General features: G+C 56.8%; 15 protein-coding genes and 2 pseudogenes. 13 read left to right on the forward strand and 4 right to left on the reverse strand.

The genetic code is table 11. The annotated features are described in order from the left end of the window. Positions 1 to 68: 68 nt before the first annotated feature. On the reverse strand, positions 69 to 914 hold the full coding sequence (locus tag HJB84_RS31910; RefSeq protein WP_011654710.1) for a sugar phosphate isomerase/epimerase: 846 nt from the start codon (positions 912 to 914) through the stop codon (positions 69 to 71). 324 nt (positions 915 to 1,238) lie between these two features. Between HJB84_RS31910 and HJB84_RS31915 the strand changes: the two genes are divergently transcribed. The 5 genes from HJB84_RS31915 to HJB84_RS31935 all read left to right on the forward strand — a co-directional run bounded on the left by HJB84_RS31915 (position 1,239) and on the right by HJB84_RS31935 (position 6,887). Then, the gene (locus tag HJB84_RS31915; RefSeq protein WP_018517314.1) at positions 1,239 to 3,704 is read left to right on the forward strand and encodes a thiamine pyrophosphate-dependent enzyme; all 2,466 of its coding nucleotides are present in this window, start codon (positions 1,239 to 1,241) and stop codon (positions 3,702 to 3,704) included. Between the two features lie 29 nt (positions 3,705 to 3,733). Continuing rightward, complete coding sequence (locus tag HJB84_RS31920; protein WP_011654708.1) at positions 3,734 to 3,970, forward strand: lipoyl domain-containing protein; 237 nt, start codon at positions 3,734 to 3,736, stop codon at positions 3,968 to 3,970. Further along, positions 3,967 to 4,761 (forward strand): alpha/beta fold hydrolase, encoded by a 795-nt coding sequence (locus tag HJB84_RS31925; protein WP_221117848.1) that lies wholly within the window; start codon positions 3,967 to 3,969, stop codon positions 4,759 to 4,761. Before HJB84_RS31920 ends, HJB84_RS31925 begins: the two co-directional genes overlap by 4 nt. Before the next feature lie 4 nt (positions 4,762 to 4,765). Beyond that, positions 4,766 to 5,722, forward strand: a complete 957-nt coding sequence (locus tag HJB84_RS31930; RefSeq protein WP_011654706.1) for a carbohydrate kinase — start codon at positions 4,766 to 4,768, stop codon at positions 5,720 to 5,722. A 181-nt stretch (positions 5,723 to 5,903) separates the two neighbouring features. Then, on the forward strand, positions 5,904 to 6,887 hold the full coding sequence (locus tag HJB84_RS31935; protein ID WP_011654705.1) for a sugar-binding transcriptional regulator: 984 nt from the start codon (positions 5,904 to 5,906) through the stop codon (positions 6,885 to 6,887). Positions 6,888 to 7,539: 652 nt separating this feature from the next. Here the strand turns inward: HJB84_RS31935 and HJB84_RS31940 are convergent. The 3 genes from HJB84_RS31940 to HJB84_RS31950 all read right to left on the reverse strand — a co-directional run bounded on the left by HJB84_RS31940 (position 7,540) and on the right by HJB84_RS31950 (position 9,998). Next, complete coding sequence (locus tag HJB84_RS31940) at positions 7,540 to 8,526, reverse strand: molybdopterin-dependent oxidoreductase (RefSeq protein ID WP_221117849.1); 987 nt, start codon at positions 8,524 to 8,526, stop codon at positions 7,540 to 7,542. 4 nt (positions 8,527 to 8,530) lie between these two features. Continuing rightward, complete coding sequence (locus tag HJB84_RS31945) at positions 8,531 to 9,550, reverse strand: carbon-nitrogen hydrolase family protein (RefSeq protein WP_221117850.1); 1,020 nt, start codon at positions 9,548 to 9,550, stop codon at positions 8,531 to 8,533. Between the two features lie 64 nt (positions 9,551 to 9,614). Beyond that, a complete protein-coding gene (locus HJB84_RS31950) occupies positions 9,615 to 9,998 on the reverse strand; it encodes a RidA family protein (RefSeq protein ID WP_221117851.1) in 384 nt (127 codons plus the stop codon). Between the two features lie 179 nt (positions 9,999 to 10,177). Between HJB84_RS31950 and HJB84_RS31955 the strand changes: the two genes are divergently transcribed. The 8 genes and pseudogenes from HJB84_RS31955 to HJB84_RS31985 all read left to right on the forward strand — a co-directional run bounded on the left by HJB84_RS31955 (position 10,178) and on the right by HJB84_RS31985 (position 18,494). Further along, a complete protein-coding gene (locus tag HJB84_RS31955) occupies positions 10,178 to 11,098 on the forward strand; it encodes a LysR family transcriptional regulator (protein ID WP_018517308.1) in 921 nt (306 codons plus the stop codon). Positions 11,099 to 11,260: 162 nt separating this feature from the next. Next, entirely contained in the window at positions 11,261 to 12,466 is a 1,206-nt protein-coding gene (locus HJB84_RS31960) for an aminotransferase class V-fold PLP-dependent enzyme (RefSeq protein ID WP_221117852.1), read from the forward strand. A gap of 1,175 nt (positions 12,467 to 13,641) precedes the next feature. Continuing rightward, on the forward strand, positions 13,642 to 14,703 hold the full coding sequence (locus tag HJB84_RS31965) for a homoserine dehydrogenase (protein WP_221117853.1): 1,062 nt from the start codon (positions 13,642 to 13,644) through the stop codon (positions 14,701 to 14,703). Next, a complete protein-coding gene (locus HJB84_RS31970; RefSeq protein ID WP_032984729.1) occupies positions 14,700 to 16,118 on the forward strand; it encodes an aldehyde dehydrogenase family protein in 1,419 nt (472 codons plus the stop codon). The genes HJB84_RS31965 and HJB84_RS31970 overlap by 4 nt, the downstream gene beginning before the upstream one ends. 45 nt (positions 16,119 to 16,163) lie before the next feature. Continuing rightward, a pseudogene (locus tag HJB84_RS33890) lies at positions 16,164 to 16,316 on the forward strand (dihydrodipicolinate synthase family protein); the annotation flags it as partial. Positions 16,317 to 16,322: 6 nt separating this feature from the next. Continuing rightward, positions 16,323 to 17,216, forward strand: a pseudogene (locus tag HJB84_RS31975) (lyase family protein); the annotation flags it as partial. Then, on the forward strand, positions 17,200 to 18,006 hold the full coding sequence (locus tag HJB84_RS31980; RefSeq protein WP_221117855.1) for a homoserine kinase: 807 nt from the start codon (positions 17,200 to 17,202) through the stop codon (positions 18,004 to 18,006). The pseudogene HJB84_RS31975 and the gene HJB84_RS31980, both read left to right, overlap by 17 nt. Next, positions 18,003 to 18,494 carry an Lrp/AsnC family transcriptional regulator gene (locus HJB84_RS31985; RefSeq protein ID WP_018517303.1) on the forward strand — a complete coding sequence of 164 codons (492 nt, stop codon included), beginning with the start codon at positions 18,003 to 18,005 and terminating at the stop codon, positions 18,492 to 18,494. The genes HJB84_RS31980 and HJB84_RS31985 overlap by 4 nt, the downstream gene beginning before the upstream one ends. Positions 18,495 to 18,547: the final 53 nt, after the last annotated feature.

The raw sequence follows: 18,547 nt of genomic DNA on the forward strand, positions 1-18,547 counted from the left end.
TCCTGTGAGCGTTGTAGACTCTAGATTTTCGGAATTGCGTCTGCGGCCCGTCGCCGCCAGATGTCGCCTCAGAGGCCGTAGCGTGTCGCCAAGCCGCGCAAATACGGCAGCCCTTGATCAAGTACAGCGCCAGCATTGGGCGCGGCCGGCCGCCACATGCAGAGTGCCGCAGCAAGCTGTGGCGGTACCGAGACAAAGCTCTCAATGACAAGATCGCCATCGAATCCGGTGTCGCGCAATGTCCGGAAGACCAGTTCCCAATCTACGGTACCGGTGCCTGGGACACCGCGATGACTTTCGGAAAGGTGGATATAGGGCGAGCGTCCCGCGGCCTGGCGGATGCCGTCGTCGAAACCACTCTCCTCTACGTTCATGTGATAGGTGTCGAGGTGGACGAAGGTATTCGGTTCATCGATTTGCTCAAGCAGCCATATTCCTTGCGCGGCCGTATTGAGAATGTGGGTGTCGAAGCGTGTGCAAGGTTCGACACCGAACGTCATGCCGAGTCCAGCAGCGCGCCGGGCTACCGGCTTCAGTGCCCGAACCACCGCTTCGTACTCGCTACTAGTTGGGGGAACACCGGTCTTGTAGCCGAGCGCCGAGTAGGTGACGCCAGTCAGCATGGAGCACCCAATGTGGTGAGCGGCGTCGAGAACTTGAAACAGATATTGCGTACAGGCTTCCGGAGCCAGGTGAGCCATCTTGTCTTCGGGCAGGCAAAGCGACGCGGTTGCCTGAAGACCATGATCTCGGATTATCGACTTTGCGTGATCCAGATCGATTTTGGCCGGCTCGAACAAAGGGATCTCGATTATTTCCAGCCCGTATCGCGCCGCCTCAGGGATAGCGGCGTTGGCCGCCTCTGTCGTCCACTCGGGCGCCCACAGACTGAAGTGCATTCCAAATTTTGCCATTGCATTTATCCTCCCGTAATCCGCTGCAGAGCCAACGAGAACGCTGGACCAGACAGCGTCAGCGCGACATTTCTTCACCGCTGATCATTATGGGAATAGTCATCGAAAAATTTGCAAAGGTCAACACAAATATATCTTGTGAAACACATTTGTTTACAGGCTCCAACACCATGCCACGCCACAAATTGCCGTTCCGTCGCATTTGTACGATCATCGCTTAAAAGAACCTAACACAAAAATCTTTCTTGAAATACATTTGTTGTGACGATATATGTCTAGTGGCTAAGGGGATTGTGACCCCGGCAAATCCCATCGGAGGTCAGAATGCCCAAGGAAATCCACATCGACCCCAGGACCTTCAAGGTGCGCAGTACGTTGAAAGCACCCTCAATTCCTATCCACGCGTACGATGAGAATATCGAGGCGGAACGTGCCCGGTATGGCGACGAAGGATTGCTGCAAATTCTGCGCGATATGATTATCATACGCGAATTTGAGACGATTTTGGCTTCGCTAAAGGGAAAGGGAGCATATTGCGGCATTGAGTTTAACTACAAAGGGCCGGCTCACCTTTCGATCGGGCAAGAGGCTGCTGCCGTCGGAGCGGCAGCCTCACTCGAGCCGCATGACCATATTTTCGGCAGTCATCGCAGCCATGGCGAGTTCATCGCGAAGGGCCTTTCTGCGATCCGAAAGCTCCCGGATGATGCCTTGCGTCTGATTATGGAGAGCCATGAGCGTGGTACGCTTCTCAGGACCGTGGAGACCTCTCTGCAGGGTCCGAAAACAAGCGAGACCGCGGAGAATTTTCTACTGCTCGGCCTGCTTTCAGAGATCTTCATGCGCTCAACCGGTTTCAACCGAGGCATGGGCGGGTCGATGCATGCCTTCTTCCCGCCTTTTGGGACTTATCCGAACAACGCAATTGTCGGCGCGTCCGCCGGAATAGCCACGGGGGCCGCATTGCGAAAGAAGCTTGCGGGGGCCAGCGGCATCACTGTGGCCAACGCGGGCGATGGCTCTACTGGCTGCGGGCCCGTCTGGGAAGCTATGAATTTCGCCGCTATGGCACAATTCGAGACGCTGTGGGCAGATGCTTTCAAAGGAGGTTTGCCGGTCCTGTTTTTCTTCACCAACAACTTTTATGCGATGGGCGGTCAGACCATCGGTGAAACAATGGGATGGGACCGCCTGTCTCGCATAGGGCTGGCGGTCAACCAGCAAGCCATACACGCGGAAACCGTCGACGGAACAAATCCGCTCGCCGTTGCTGACGCCGTCGCACGCAAGCGCGAGCTTTTGGTTCAAGGCCGCGGGCCCGCCTTGCTGGACGTAGAATGTTACCGCAGCTCGGGTCATTCAACGACAGATATCAACTCATATCGGACGAAGGACGAGATGCAGGCGTGGGAACAGCACGATCCTATCATTCTGTTCTCCAATCGCCTTCAGGAGGCCGGGATTGTGACCGCTGGCCAGGTCGCCGAACTGCGCGAACAGACAACGGATCGCATGCGCTCGATTACTGCGATCGCGGTCGATCCGGCACTTACTCCTCCCGTTGATATTCATGCAGATCCAACGCTGATCGGCAAGCTCATGTTCTCGAACACCAACATAGAGCTGCCCTCGCAAGAAGTTTCGCTCCTCAAGCCTGTCGACGAGGTGAGCCGGATCCGTCAGGACGCGAAGAAAAGTCGATACGGCTTTGCCGAGGACGGAGCCAAGCTGTCACCCATGCGGGCTATCACATTGCGTGACGCGTTGTTCGAGTCCGTCTTGCACCACATGACGCACGACGGCAGTCTTGTCGCCTATGGGGAAGAATGCCGGGAATGGGGTGGCGCATTCGGCGTTTACCGGGGGCTTGCCGAAATCCTACCGCATGATCGGTTGTTCAATTCACCGATCTCCGAAGCTGCGATCGTTGCGACGGCGGTCGGCTTTGCGCTCGAGGGCGGCCGCGCGCTGGTGGAACTGATGTATGGCGACTTTCTAGGCCGGGCGGGCGACGAAGTCTTCAATCAGATGGCAAAATGGCAATCGATGTCCGGAGGTGAGCTGAAGGTTCCCGTCGTTTTGCGTTGTTCGATCGGTTCGAAGTACGGTGCCCAGCATAGTCAAGACTGGACGGCATTATGCGCCCATATTCCAGGCCTCAAAGTTGTATATCCGGCAACGCCGTATGATGCGAAAGGCCTGTTGGCTTCCGCATTGTCAGGCAACGATCCGGTGGTTTTCTTTGAAAGCCAGCGCCTCTACGACACCGTGGAAGAGTTCCGCAATGAAGGCGTGCCGACCGGCTACTACCAACTTCCCATTGGTGAACCCGATTGTAAGCGCGCTGGAGAAGACGTCACAATTCTGACGGTGGGACCTTCGCTTTACTCCGCGCTCGCTGCTGCTGAAGAACTCGAAAGCACCTTCGGCATCTCGGTCGAAGTGATTGATGCGCGTTCGCTTGTTCCATTTAACTATGAACCCGTGCTTGCCTCGATAAGGAAAACCGGACGCATCGTACTGGTATCGGAGGCCTCGGAGCGCGGCAGCTTCCTGATGACGCTCGCCGCAAACATTACGCGATTCGGCTATGAAACTCTTCACGCCGCGCCTCGTGTAATCGGCTCTCCGAATTGGATCGTGCCCGGCGCTGAGATGGAATCAACCTACTTTCCCCAGAAAGATGACATCATTGATGTCATCACCAGCGAGTTGTTTCCAGGCCAGCGCAGCAACCGCCGCAGCATACGTGACTGGGACGATCGGGAACTTGCCCGTCTCGGTCTGTGAACCAACACATTTTTGAGCGAGGAACACATATGGATATCCCGATCATCATGCCGAATCTCGGAAACGAAATCGACGAGGCCCAGATCGACGAGTGGTTCAAGACGGAAGGCGACATGGTCACCGAAGGTGAACAACTCGTCCTGATCACGACACCCAAGGTCACCATGGAAATCGAAGCCCCAGCGACAGGCATTCTGAAGAAAATCCTGATTCCCGCAGACGAGCTTGCGGCAGTGGGCTCCACGCTTGGGATCATCGAGACATGACAAACGCGACCGCAAACTTACCGCTTCCAGTCTTCCGCTTGGGTGGGTCGGGGCCGAACCTTCTGCTTCTCCACGGGTTCGGAGCTGATCGAATGAGCTGGATAGCCAATCAGGACGCGCTCATGCAGTCGTTTGCGGTTTTTAGCTGCGACCTGCCTGCGCATGGCGGTCAACCGCCTGGCAGGAATGGCATGAAAATCTCGGAGATGGCCGATGAACTGATTGACGCACTCGCGCGACAGAACGATCGCTTTGTAGTGGTGGGGCATTCACTGGGCGGCGCAATCGCCATCGAACTGGCAGCCCGCCGACCGGATTTGGTCGCCGGCCTTGGCCTGATCGCACCGGCTGGTCTGGGCAAAGAGGTCGGTCGAGAATTTCTGAGCGAACTGCCTGAACTTAACGAGTTGGGCTCTGCGTTGGCGCTACTTCAGCGTTTGGTCTCGCGCCCGCGCCTGATAACGTCACCGATCGCTCAACGGCTCCTCGATCACCTGGAACGACCGGGCATTCGTGCCGCTCTTAGAGCCCTGGCTTCGGAGTTAAGCCATGTCGAGACCTCGATTGAACCCCATGTGGCCTCCATAGCCGTCAGCAGAGTTCCACGGATCGTCATTTGGGGAGAGGAAGACACGATAAATCCGATCGACCGCCCGAGACTGTCGAGGTTCAACGCTCAAGTGCTGACTCTGCCGGATACCGGGCATCTTCCTCACGTTGAGGCAAGCAGAGCCGTAAGCCGGCATCTTTGTGAATTTCTGAAGAGTGCCGTATTGGAATTGGGGGGATGAGTTCATGATCGTTGTCTGCGGTGATGCCTTGATTGACTTCTTGCCGGTCGCGCTCCCGGAAGGTGGCAGTGGCTACATCCCTGTCTGTGGTGGATCCTGCTGCAACATCGCGACAGCGATTGGCAGGTTAGGCGGGAAAGTCGGATTCATGGGAGGGCTGTCCGAGGATTTTTTTGGCGCCATGCTGGTTCAGCAATTCAACGAAGCGGGGATTGATCTTCGCTATGCAACCCGCCTGCCTTTCGACACGACGTTGGCTTTTGTGCGTCTGGGCGACGACGAGCCTGAGTACGCGTTCTATGACAGCGGCAGTGCGGCACGGCACTGGACGCTGAAAGGGGCACCATCTTTGGGCACCGAGGTTGACGTCCTGCACATCGGTTCGGTCACGTTGATTCACCCCCCTGTCTCGAGCGCTTGCGAGTCGCTGTTCGAGAACGAACAGGGTAAGCGCGTGCTCTCAATCGATCCAAACTGCCGGCCCGGTCTGGCGCAGGATCCAGAGGCATATCGCCAGCGTCTCAATCGCCTTTGCGGTATGGCTGATATCGTAAAGCTGTCGGTGACGGATCTCGGATTCATGCAGCCGGGTGTTGGGCCGCATTCAGCAGCGGAGAGTTGGCTTTCAAACCGGGCCAAGATCGTCCTCGTCAGCCGGGGTGCGGGCGGCGCAACGGTTTATCTTGCGGGTGGCAGAGTCGTTGAAGTTCCAGCACGCCCTGCAAGGGTTGTTGATACCGTTGGAGCCGGAGACGCACTCATTGCAGGCTTTCTCACCCATCTCCAGCAGAGCGGCGACTTGCATCGCGATAGCATCGGTGCCTTGACAGGTGACCGGGCTCGCAAAGCTCTCGAGTTTGCCGCACATGTTGCAAGTCTTGCCTGCGAGCACCGCGGAAGTGACCCGCCGTGGCGCAGAGAAATCATCGTGGCTGGATACGACGAGAGCAGTCAAATGTGACGCCAAGCACCGCAAGCTATTGCGGAGGTTAGCCGCGCCAGTTAAGGGTGAATCGCCACGTCTAGAGATGCTTTACTCGAAGATCTGCGAACGGATTTGGGCGCCGTTCGCATCGTGGGCGCAACGATTATCCAAGTTGGTAGAATTATGGGCTGCCGACACTTTCGGAGGGGCGGATTGGATGACAAAACTGACAAGGATGCCCCCCACCAGCTTGCTGGACGCTGAAAGCCTCAGGTTGAAGGCAGCTTTTCTTTATTACAATCAGAAACTTACCCAAAACGAAGTCGCCGCAAAACTGGGGGTCAGCCGCAGCACAATCGTTAAGCTCCTCGATGAGGCGCTGAAGCGGGGCGAAATCCAGATTTGGGTGAAGCAGGCCGCAAGCGAGTTGGAGCTGGCATCTGAGCTGGAAGCCGCGCTCAATCTCGACGAAGTGATCGTCACGCCGCCGGCGAAAGATGTCGACGGAACGGCCCGGGCCGTTGGGCAAGCGCTGGGTCAGTTTCTTTCCGACACCATTCCCAACAACGCGACGATCGGGGTTGGCTGGGGACGAACGCTCAGTGCCGCGCTTTCGAGTTTTCGCCCGCTGCGGCGCGAAGGGGTAAAAATTGTGTCTCTGCTTGGAGGTACAGTGGAAGCCCAGCATGAAAACCCGATCGATTTTACCTGGCAGCTCGCCAATCAACTCGGGGCGCAATGTTTTCTTTTGATGGCGCCGCTGCTGGTTGACTCTCCCGACACCAAAGAACGCCTAATCGAAAAGTGCGGCTTGAATCGGATCATGAAGCTGTCCGCCGATCTGGACATTGCACTGGTGAGCGTCGGCGATATCGGCACCCATTCAACATCGCTGTCGGTCGCATCTCTTGCGCCAGAGGAGTTGGAGACGCTCATCGGCAAGGGAGCAATGTGCGATGTTCTGTGCAATTTTCTTGATCGAGACGGCCGCACGGTGGACCATCCGGTAAACGATCGGGTGATGTCAGTCGATCTCGATACAGTGAGACGCGCACGGCACGTGGTTATCGCATCGGGGGGAGAACAACGAGCCGCCGCAATCTTGGCAGCTATCAGGCGAATCGGCTGCAATACTTTGGTGACTGATGAAAGCGCTGCGCGTCAGATGCTCAGCTTGCTCAGAAGTCCGAGGGTTGATTGATAATTTTCGTCGCCGTTTTTTCCAGTTCGCCGCCAAGAACGACGGCTGGGCCGAATCGCTCAAAACCACCGTGACGGCGTGGCCGACCATATGGGCTTCCGGATGGCCGAGCTGCCGAGGGCCGTGCGCTGATGTCCTGCACCCCGGACCAGAACGCACTGGGCCTGGCGCTGCCGTGCGCCTCGGGGATCGAGGGTTATCTTAAAGGAAAAGCAGGAAAACAATGTCCCCATCCTGGCGCCGGGCGAGATCTGGTCCGCGGCCTGTAGGTTCGGCTGCCTCTCGGCCGATTTGGCCCAAACACTGAACGACAAGATGATGCGTGCTTCGATCGCTTAGGAGTCGAAGTGGGTTCGGCACTCCGCCCGCATGAAAAGCGATCTTTCTGAAGCAGGACTCAACGAGCCGGAACGCACTTCTCCTAAATGTTCATGTGGACCTTAGTTTTTCGTGCCTGGGCTCGCTTGAGAACGGGTCGCAGCGCTAACCCAGAAGGCGTGCCGATTTCCAATCGCCAAGCTTGCAATCGTGGGTGCGATGAGGAGTTGGACAACCGAAGAGATCTCTCCGCGATAAATGGCGAGATCGGCATCGGTTGCATCGGAAAAATCGTGGTGCCGTGTCACCTCCTGATTGCTGTAGAAGCGGGGCACTAGAAATCAACTTGAACTTGAACCGAGTGCACCGCGTTTCTCGCATCAGATACCGGCTGTTCTTCCCCAAGCTCATTTTTGCAGCGACATAACAGGACGTGGGGGCCTGGCTCCGGCGACCAAGTCAACTCGAACCGCTGCCAACTTCTTCCCTCGCGCGGCCCTACTGAGGCAGTCCGCCATGAGCCTCCACCGTCCACGCTGACCTCGACGCTAGAGATCTGGCGATCTCCCCAAGCCCAGCCCCATATTTCCGTTGGCATGTCCGCTGACAGCAGATCATTTGGGGACGGCGATACGATAACGGACTCCGGGGTCACGTCCCAAACCGGCTTCGTTCCCGACGCGGTGGGGTCATTATAGAACCGCGTCGTATAGGCGCCGCTTGCGCGCCGGTTCGCGGCCGTGATGGAACCAACCCACTTTACGGAATTCGTGCCATACCAACCCGGCACAACCAGTCGAACCGGACCTCCACGCTCCGGAGTGAGCGGCCGGCCGTTGATCTCAAGTGCAAGAAGAACCTCTTCCGCGAGTGCTTTCTCGATAGGCAGGTCTTTTTGATAGGCTTCTTCAATTTCGGCGTATTCGCCCCACTCGAGGCCGGAAGTCCATACATATGACGCATCGGTGCTGATCTTTGCACGTTCCAGAACAAGCGACAGCGGCACGCCTTTCCAAACCACATTTCCGATCCTGCGCCTGGCGACTGTCGGGGCAAGCGGACTTCCAGCGCATTCGTGAAATGACATGTACTCGCGCTGAGGCATCGCTTGAAGATCCGAGAGACGCAACCTCGTTGGAGTGCCCACGAGGCCATCGACATCCAGATGCCAATGGTCGGGGTCGATGTTCAGAAACCCCATATGTGTGACCAGAAAAAGATCGTCCTCCGGGGTGATCCAGGAGTTAAGGGCATGAACCCCTTCTGCCGGACCTTGAAAGGAGAAACCCTTCTTTATCATGTGCATACCCGTCCGCGTCATCGCCTTACTCCTCTAGGGCCGGTGCATCGAGGCGGGTTCCATTTTCCTCCCGGCCTTCTTGGAACCGGATCGGTTTGCGGCGTGTCCGATTGACAGTGACGTCGAATATATCAAAGCGGTTGTAACCAGCAACGACGTCGTGAAATCGTTTCGGTTCAACACACTCGTCCAGATCGATATGGGCATAGCCGATACCTTCATCAATCATTTCGTCACCAAATGGCGCTCCAGTCGGTCCGAGGAAAAAGCTGCTGGCCCGCGGACTGGCATCTATGATCGCTGCGATCGCAGGATCATCCAAAGCAATAGATCTGCGTGCGCTTTCATCCAACCGACCGGCGACAACGATGCCGAAGCACTTGGCCTCGAAACAATGGGCTGAGGCCCGAATGCGGTTGGCCGCCCTGTTATCGTAGTTATCGCTCTCCGTTGGAACACGAGTGGGCCAGATCGGCGGATAGCTACTTATATGAACCTGTTCGGCCTGCGTCATCAGACTGTAGCGCGCGAGTGGATTTGTGTTTTCCCCGCAGATGAGACCGCCGATACGGCCTATTCTTGTATTTGCGACGACCAGACCCGCGCCATCGCCCGGATCCCAAACCAGTTTCTCGAAAAACGTTGCGACCAGCTTCCGATGATGGATGAGGATTTCGCCTGTATCGGAAATCAAGACATTGCTATTCCACAGTCCTCCAACACTTGCCGGGTTGCGCTCGGAGAAACCGATTGAAACGAATACACTGTTATCGGACGCAGCTTTGCGCACACGCTCAATTTCTGGCCCATCCACATATACCGAGGCGTTCAGGAAGCGTTTGAAATGTCCGTGCGATTGAATGGGTGGGTAAAGTGCCGCCCAGACGGGAAACCCGGGAAGAAAGCTCTCTGAAAAAACCACAAGTGATGCGCCATTTCGAGCAGCCTCTGCAATTACCGAACAAGCTTTCTCCGCGCTCGCCACCGGATCAAGATAAACCGGGGCGACATGAGCAGCGGCGGCTTTGAAATTCATGTTTCCCATCGACATTCCTCTACTCATGAAGTTTTGGCGACTAGCCATTTCGACAAGCTCGCCAATGACCGGGTCACGATTGCCGTTTTGCCGTTAGACCGATTTCAATGCGTGCACCCAGCGGCAAGCTGGCGCAGCCGATTGTGGTGCGGGCAGGATAGGGCGATGAAAAACGTGTGGCGTAAATCTCATTCATCTGACCAAAGTCGTCCATGTCGGTGAGATAAACGTTGACGGATACGACATCATCCGACCCCAAGCCTGCTGCTTCAAGAACTTCAAACAGATTATCGAAACACTGGCGTGTCTGATCGGCGACGGTTCCGTCGACAAGTTTGCCGGTGCTGGAATCGAGCGGCGTCTGGCCCGAGCAAAATAACAGGTCGCCGGCCCATGTCGCGTGCGAATATGGTCCTACTGCCGCAGCGTTCGAAGCATTCACAGTTTGTCTAGACATGGTTTCTCCCAAGGCAGGTTAAGCAGCGCGACCTGCTGGCGACCAGCATATCCGCAAGTGGTTTGCGTCATGATATGCTGCATGTTCGCCTTTGCAGCCCGCTCGAAACTATCAAAACGAATTTGTGCGCCAACCCGAATTGGATGCACTACTCTGTGCAAAAATAGACGGAGGGTCGCATGGCGACTGCAATCGATCATCTTGACTGGGACGATCTCAAACTTTTCCTCATCGTCGTACGGTGCAAGAGCGTGACCGGAGCCGCCCGGGAACTGAAAGTCAGCCACTCCACTGTTTCCCGTCGGCTTGCTCGCCTGGAATACACGGTTGGCGGCGCACTCGTCGAAAGGACCAGGGATGGACTTCTGCTGACCCCAGCCGGGCTTGTTACGATGCGGCGAGCGGAGGAAATCGAGAATGGGGTGAATGCGCTTCGCAGCGACGTGAGCAATCGAGACGAGGTACGCGGTACGGTCAGATTAGCCACCATGGAGGGCATCGCAACGCTTTATCTCTCCGAGCGCCTCGTTGAACTCAGTAGTCGGTACCCTGATCTTGACATCGAGCTTGTGACATCGCCGCAAACCGTTCGGGTCGCTCGCCGGGAGGCAGATCTTTTCCTAAGCTTCTTCAAGCCACATGGAACTGCTCTCGACAGTCAGCTGATCGGACGCTTCAAGACTGGCCTATTCGCTTCGCAGGCCTATCTGGAACGCAATGGCGTTCCCTCTCAAGCGGCGGATCTTCGCGAGCACCGCTTTGTCGGCTATATCGAAGAGCTAGTTCAGCTCGAAAGCGTTCTATGGCTAGAGGAACTCGTACCCGCCCCAACGATGGCGTTCAGCTCAAACAGCATGATGTCGCAGATGTTCGCGGCGTCTGCGGGCGCAGGAATTGTAGCGCTTCCTGAATTCGCACGCAGTCTGAAACTCGGGCTCATTCCAGTGCTTGAAGAGTTGAGCGGCGAACGTGAGATCTGGATGTCGGCACATCAGGACCTAGCTTATCTGCCGAGAGTGAGAGCCGTAAAGCAGTTCGTGAAAGCGCTGGTTCGTCGGGACGAACAACGCCTTCTGGGAAACGTACCCTGGTCACGGTGAAAGGCGCACGTTGCTGCCCGCCGAGCAGGCTGGCCTGTTAACTGGCGCCGGGTCACGCCACGCCGTTCAAATCTGCACAGTAGGTTGCAAAAGTATCGGCTTCCGCCGCAGTTTTGATTGCGTCAACAAGATGGGTGGCTAGATTAAAGGAAGGAACTCCTCATGTCGCAAATCAACCGCGACGCCCGCAAGGCTTTGGACCTTCCTCGCCTGCGTGCTGATACTCCCGGCACAAGAAACAGAAACCACCTCAACAATGCTGGGGCGGCGCTGATGCCGAGTCCGGTGATTGACGCAGTGATTGGGTACCTGAGCCGGGAGGGCGAAATCGGTGGCTACGAGGCAGCAGCGGAGGCCAACTCGCTGTTGGAGGGAGCCTATGACAGCTTGGCCACTTTCGTAAACTGCGCTCGCGACGAGATAGCGATAGCTGAAAACGCGACGATCGCCTGGCAGCGCGCCTTCTATTCCCTTTCTTTTGGCCCTGGAGACAGGATTCTGACGGCAAGTGCCGAATTTGCGGCCAACTACGTGGCCTTTCTGCAGGTTGCCAAGCGCACCGGCGTATCGATCGAAGTCATTCCGAATGACGCCTCTGGCGTCCTTGATCCGGACGCGCTGACGAAAATGATTGATGAGCGCGTTCGATTGATAGCGGTCACTTGGATCCCGACGAACGGCGGGCTTATCAATCCAGCAGCAGCGATCGGTCGAATAGCGCGAGACAACGGCATTCTCTATCTGCTCGACGCCTGCCAAGCTGCGGGTCAAACGCCGATCGATGTGAATGCTCTCGGCTGCGACATCCTCACCGCTACCGGCAGGAAGTTTCTCCGTGCGCCGCGGGGAACGGGTTTCATGTACATGCGAAAATCAGTTCTGGAGAAGATCGAGCCAGCGATGATCGATCTCTACGGCGCGCCCTGGACCGCACCCGATCGATACGAGTTGCGACCTGATGCCAGACGCTTTGAAACGTGGGAAAAGAACTGTTCGGTTCGTCTCGGCTTGCGGGCAGCAGTGGATTACGCGCTCGAAATAGGGCTCGAAAACATCGAAGCGCGCTGCAGTCACCTTTCTTCAAGGCTTCGGGAAGGTCTGAGGGGGATGCGTGCCGTATCCGTACATGATCTTGGGGCGCCGCTCGCGTCCATCATCTCATTCACCGTTAACGGCTGGGATTCGCCAGCCGTCATGGCCTATCTGGCTGGCAAGGGAATCAACGTCTCGGTTTCCCCGCCCTCTAGTACACCCGTGGACGCGTATACGCGACAACTCCCGCCGGTGGTGCGAGCTTCCCCACATTATTACAATTCGGAGGAGGAAATTGAGGCATTCCTAGATGCAATTGCTGGTATTGCCGCGTAACTGATCGGCGCGACTGGATCAACTGGATACCAATAATGCCATTTTGTTCGGCTATTGGTGAGGCTTCTTCGCGGGAACACGGGCAACGTCCCATCTAGGCGGCGAGCAGACTTCATCGTCGTTTTGTTCATCCTGGCCCTAAAAGAGTGCCTCTGGCGCCACCCACACCGGCTTCGGGGGTACATGTCGGAGAAGTGGCAGTTCGCGACTTCAGGGTTGGTGGTGGCGTCGTAATGTATCGCGCGAGAAAGATAGCAGGCAAGCGAATATCATCACTTCCACCGGTGATATTTAAAATTTACGAGTTCAGAAAGGGCCGCAGCGTCGCAGGGTCCACACTCGCCTGATCGCTAGTCAGAGCTCTGTCAACGGCGATTAAATCGCACTCGTCGCGCTCGTTCCGATCAATCTTTCTAGCCCTTGTCTCCGCCCCTTGACCTGTAAAGGCGTTCAGGAAGTCTGCGTCGAAGCCGAATAAGACCCCGCCAATGTTGTAGCACGGGTGAGTTCTCGGCCGCGTCCGCCGAGGTTTACGCCTTTCTCGATATCGATCGCAGGAAAGTCCGGTTTCAGAAACGCAGCTGCAGGTGATGTAGGAGATCTACCCAGCGTCCACCAACGGCAGCAACAAATGTGCATCAGCGCTGGTCTCGCATAGCCGTGCCGCGGAATCCTGCTGCTTCCACTGGCTTACGCTAATGATGGTCGGAAAGTCAGGGCCAACCGCCTCATCGATGGCGGCGACGGCCACGCTTGGAAAGCGTGGCCGCTGGGTCGAGGAGATGGCCACGCGCACCGCGGCTTGCCCGGACTCATCAAGTCCGGATGGCTTTCTACCGGCAATTCAAGTTCCCAGTCCGTTTAGCGAACCGAACATACAACGCAAATTTGCGGCCCCATTTGGTCGCCTGCATCGTGTACGGCATTGCCGGCTCCAACTACAGCCGGCGAGATCGTGCCTGCTCGGAACGACGATCCTTGGAGAACAAGCATCACCTATGCGTCTGGCAGACGGCGCTTTGATCGTGTCCGGGATGCCCGTGATGAAACTCTCAAGGACCTGACCAGCGCGGCAGCAAATTGAGCAAAGTGCGCTGCCCTTTGGCTCGTTTGCCACGTTCCGGTGGATCGTTTCGCATCCTATGATTACGCCATAAACTTCACGGAGGATCGTTATGACAATTTACAATATCGCTCTGATCGGATTTGGCGGCGTCAATCGCGCCCTGACTGAACTCATCGCCGCCAAGAACCAGCTCTGGGAACGCGACCTTGGCTTCCGCCTGAATATTGTCGCTGTGAGCGACCTCTATTTGGGTTCGGTAATCTCGCCAAATGGTCTTGATGCAAAAACTCTGGTCGACGCGAAGTTCGAAAAGGGTGGCTTCGGACAACTTTCGGGTGGAAGTGCTGAAGCTGACAACGAGACCATCATCAAGACGGCGCCGGCAGACATCGTAGTCGAGGCAACGTACACCAATCCCAAGGATGGCGAACCCGCCGTCTCGCATTGCAGGTGGGCACTTGAGACCGGCAAACACGTGGTAACCACCAACAAAGGCCCTGTAGCCATCGCTGCCCCAGCGCTCAAGGCGTTCGCAAAAACCAACGGCGTGCGCTTCGAGTACGAAGGCGCCGTGATGAGCGGCACACCTGTTATTCGCATGGCGGAAAGAACCCTTGCCGGCGCCGAATTGAAGGGCTTCGAGGGGATCCTCAACGGCACATCCAACTTCGTCCTCGGTCGCATGGAAAGCGGTCTGGATCTCGCCTCCGCCGTCAAGGAAGCACAGAAACTCGGTTATGCCGAAGCCGACCCGACCGCAGATGTGGAAGGTTTCGACGTTCGTCTGAAGGTTGTCATCCTGGCAAACGAACTGCTTGGCGCGAATCTCAAGCCTGAGGATATAAGCTGCAAGGGCGTCTCCGGTCTTTCACTCTCCGACATCGAGGAAGCCGCCAAGGCAAACAGCCGCTGGAAGCTCATCGGGGCTGCGGTCCGCAATGACGACGGCAGTGTGACCGGCAGTGTTTCCCCCAAACGGCTTGGCCTCGATCATCCGCTGGCAGGCGTCAACGGCGCCACTAATGCAGTCTCACTCGACACCGAACTGCTGGGCGCCGTGACGATCACCGGACCTGGCGCTGGCCGCATCGAAACTGCATATGCTCTTCTTTCCGATATCGTCGCCATTCATTCCGCGGGCGCTTCTTCCACCGCTAAGGAAGCTGCATGATGCACAACCTTGCACTCACCCAAGCGACAGGCCTCGAAGAAATTGCCGTCACCAGCCCCTTCGACGGTACGCTGGTCGGAACAGTTGTGGAAACCTGTGCTGCAAGCGTGGATGCGCTCCTTGAGCGAGCCAGGCGCGGCGCGCAGATTGCCAGAACCCTGCCCCGTCACAAGCGGTCGGCGATCCTTGAAACGGCCGCAGCAGCAATCGAGGCCTCGCGGGAGGAGTTCGCGCTCCTGATCGCCAAAGAGGCGGGCAAGACGATTACGCAGGCCCGCAAAGAGACAATCCGGTGCGTCAATACGCTCAAGCTGTCCGCCGACGAGGCCAAACGCAATGCGGGCGAAGTCATCCCGTTCGATGCTTACGCGGGCTCGGAGTCTCGCCAGGGTTGGTATACGAGAGAACCGCTGGGGATTATTGCTGCCATCACGCCCTACAACGACCCACTCAACCTCGTTGCCCACAAACTCGGTCCCGCGATTGCCGGTGGCAACGCAGTGCTTTTGAAGCCGTCCGAGTTTACCCCACTCTCTGCCGTCAAGCTCGTCGAGGTCATGATCGAAAGCGGTCTACCTGAAGAGATTATAACGGTTGCGATCGGTGGCCCTGAGCTTGGAAAGGCTCTTGTTGCGGCGAGAGACGTTCGCATGATCTCGTTTACTGGCGGCTTTGCCACCGGTGAAGCGATTGCCAAGACCGCGGGCCTCAAAAAACTTGCCATGGATCTCGGCGGCAATGCGCCTGTCATCGTTATGGAAAATTGCAACTTCGATGCGGCCGTCGAGGCCTGCGTATCCGGAGCCTACTGGGCGGCCGGTCAGAACTGCATTGGCACGCAGCGAATTCTGATCCAGCGGCCGATCTATCAGCAATTCAAGGCGAAATTCGTCGCAGATACCAAGAAGCTCAAGACTGGCAATCCCTTGGATGCCGATACCGATGTCGGCCCGTTGATCTCCGAAAAGGCTGTCAGCAGAGCGATCGCAATGGTCGAACGGGCGCTCGCTGCCGGCGCGACATTGCTTTGCGGCCATAGGCCAGCCGGCAATCTCTACCCGCCGACCGTCCTGGAGGATGTTCCGATATCCTGCGACGTGTGGGGCGAAGAAGTATTCGCGCCGATCGTCATTCTTCAGCCCTTCGATGGATTGGCTGATGCAATCGGTCTTGCAAACGGCCCTGACTACAGCCTTCACGCCGCCATTTTTACCAATGACCTCGAAGCGGCGCTCGAAACTGCAAGCAAGATCGAGGCCGGTGGCGTCATGGTCAACGACTCCTCCGACTACCGGTTCGATGCAATGCCGTTTGGCGGCTTCAAATATGGCAGCATGGGCCGCGAGGGTGTGCGGTTTGCCTATGAGGACATGACCCAGCCGAAGGTCGTGTGCATCAACCGGTTGAAGCCTTAACAGCTCTTTCCACGCTCAATGCCATCAGCAATGTCGGGGTAAACAATGTTCAAGGGTTCTATCACTGCGCCTGTCACGCCATTTGCTGATGGCCATGTGGATGAGGGCGCGCTGCGCGATCTCATCGAATGGCAGATCGACGAAGGGTCCTTCGGCCTTGTTCCGTGCGGAACGACGGGGGAAAGTCCGACGCTCAGTCATGCCGCGAGTTCTGTGAAAGTCGGCCGGACACAGTTGCAAGACGCTGCGCCCGTGACCGCGGGGAAGGAATTCGAAGCGTTTGCTGAATTCATTGACGAGGATATCGTTCAAGTCCAGTACGCCTCTAAGCTTCTTAAGGAGTTAAACCTCTGCGGTTCGGCGAGCGGCACGGCAATCAACGTACCCTCAGGCTTCGCGCAGGCGGTATGCGATCACCTGTCCCAGAAATCCGGCTACCGGTTAATTCCGGCCCGCAACTTCATCGAAGCCACATCGGACACGGGCGGGTTCGTCTCCTTCGTGCTTGAAGGCATTGCCTTCAACCTGACGAAGATTTGCAACGACCTTCGGCTGTTGAGTAGCGGTCCCCGTGGCGGTCTAGGAGAGATCCGCTTGCCGCCGGTCCAAGCCGGCTCGTCGATCATGCCTGGCAAGGGCAATCCCTTCATCCCGGAGATGATGAACCAGATTAGCTTTCAGGTTATCGGCAATGATCTTACGGTGACGCTCGCCGCCAGTGCCGGTCAACTGCAGCTGAACGCGATGGAGCCGGTCATCGTTTTGAATATCCTGCAGTCGATGCGCATGCTAACCAGAGGCATGGTGATCTTAATGGAACGCTGCATCGATGGCATCGAAGTTGACGTCGATCGTTGCCAGGCGTTGCTCGACCAATCTATCGTTCTTGCTAAGCCGTTGGCGAAGTTGATCGGATACAGCAAAGCGGCAGATCTAACCAAAAAGGCGCTGGTCGAAAAGAGAAACTTACGAGATGTTGTCGAAGAAGAAAGAGGTCTGACGGAAAGCCAGGTTCATCAGATTTATGGAGATACCGCGGAGTTTGCGAATTTCTCAAGAAGTGGTTGGACGGAGGGGAAAGATGGCCGTTTTCACTGAAATATCCGACGAAGACCGAAACTCGATAGCCGCAGCCTACGGTATGACATCGTTGTCGTCGGTGATCGGTATTGCCGACGGTGACAGGGAAACGACCTATCTTTTCCGGACAGCGGGCGGTGAATTCATCGTCACGCTTTTCGAAAACGGCGCCGAGCCGCTGGATCTGGAACGCGCGTTCGCAACGATGGAGAAGCTGAACAACAGGGGTATTCCATGTCCTAAACCGACGCGGACGGTTGATGGCGACGCCACCTTCCAGGCCGCCGGTCGCCTTGTTGCCATCGTGAGCTTTGTAGCGGGATCATCGACAAACAATCCAACGCCAGAAAAGAGCGAAAATCTCGGCCGCCTCATGGCGCGGATCCACGTGATCCTGCAAGGGGGCCGAAAACATTCTCTGGATGAGCTGCCAACGGGTGCCCTGCATGGAGCCCTGGTACCTTCCAATGTCTTCTTCCTCGGAGAGAACGTCAGCGGTGTGATTAACTTCCGGCTCCGGCACGATGACGTGCTGATTTCTGAGATTGCGGACGTTCTCATTAGCTGGGCGAGCCAGCCGGCTGGAGAGCTGGACGAACAGAAAGCCCGGGCCATCTTGGCAGGCTATGAGAGTGTAAGACAGCTGACTGAGGCGGAAAAGAAAGCACTTCCCGCGTTCGTCCTCGCATCCGCCGCCAGACACTATGCTAGCAAAAAGGAAAAGATTTATATGCTTGAGGCGGCTGTACGCGCATTTGAACCTTCGGGATTTGGCCAAGTTGCCCGGCAACCGGCCTGTCGGGCATGAGATATCTTCTCGACCGCATCGACGAACAAATCCTAAGCGCGCTGCGGACCAACGCACGGGCCTCTCACGCTGAGCTATCGAGCAAGGTCAATCTGTCCCGTAATGCTGTTCGCGTTCGGATAGAACGGCTAGAACGCGAGGGCTTCATCAAGGGTTACACGATCGTCACTGGGGATGGCGGAAACGATAGCCCGATCACCACCGCATTGATGTTTGTCTACCGCCAGGACCGTATGAGGGGTGGCGAGATCATCCAAGCTCTGCGGACAATTCCCGAGGTCGTCGCTTGCGATGTGATGACGGGCGATTTCGATCTCGTCGTCAGAGTGGAATCTCCGCGAGCCGATCGAATTCGCCAGATCTGGCAGCTGATATCCGAGCTCCCGGGCGTACGGGACACCCTTACGGCATTCGCTCTTTCCTCCGTTGTGCGGAGGGATGAGGTTCGCCGCGGCCAAAATCCGGCAGCTTCCAATGAGCCTTTATGAGCCCTGTTAAGAAACTGCGAAACATGCGTGCACCGACCAATGCAGTCGAACTT

Source organism: Rhizobium sp. NZLR1b (assembly GCF_019685155.1).
GTDB lineage: Bacteria > Pseudomonadota > Alphaproteobacteria > Rhizobiales > Rhizobiaceae > Rhizobium.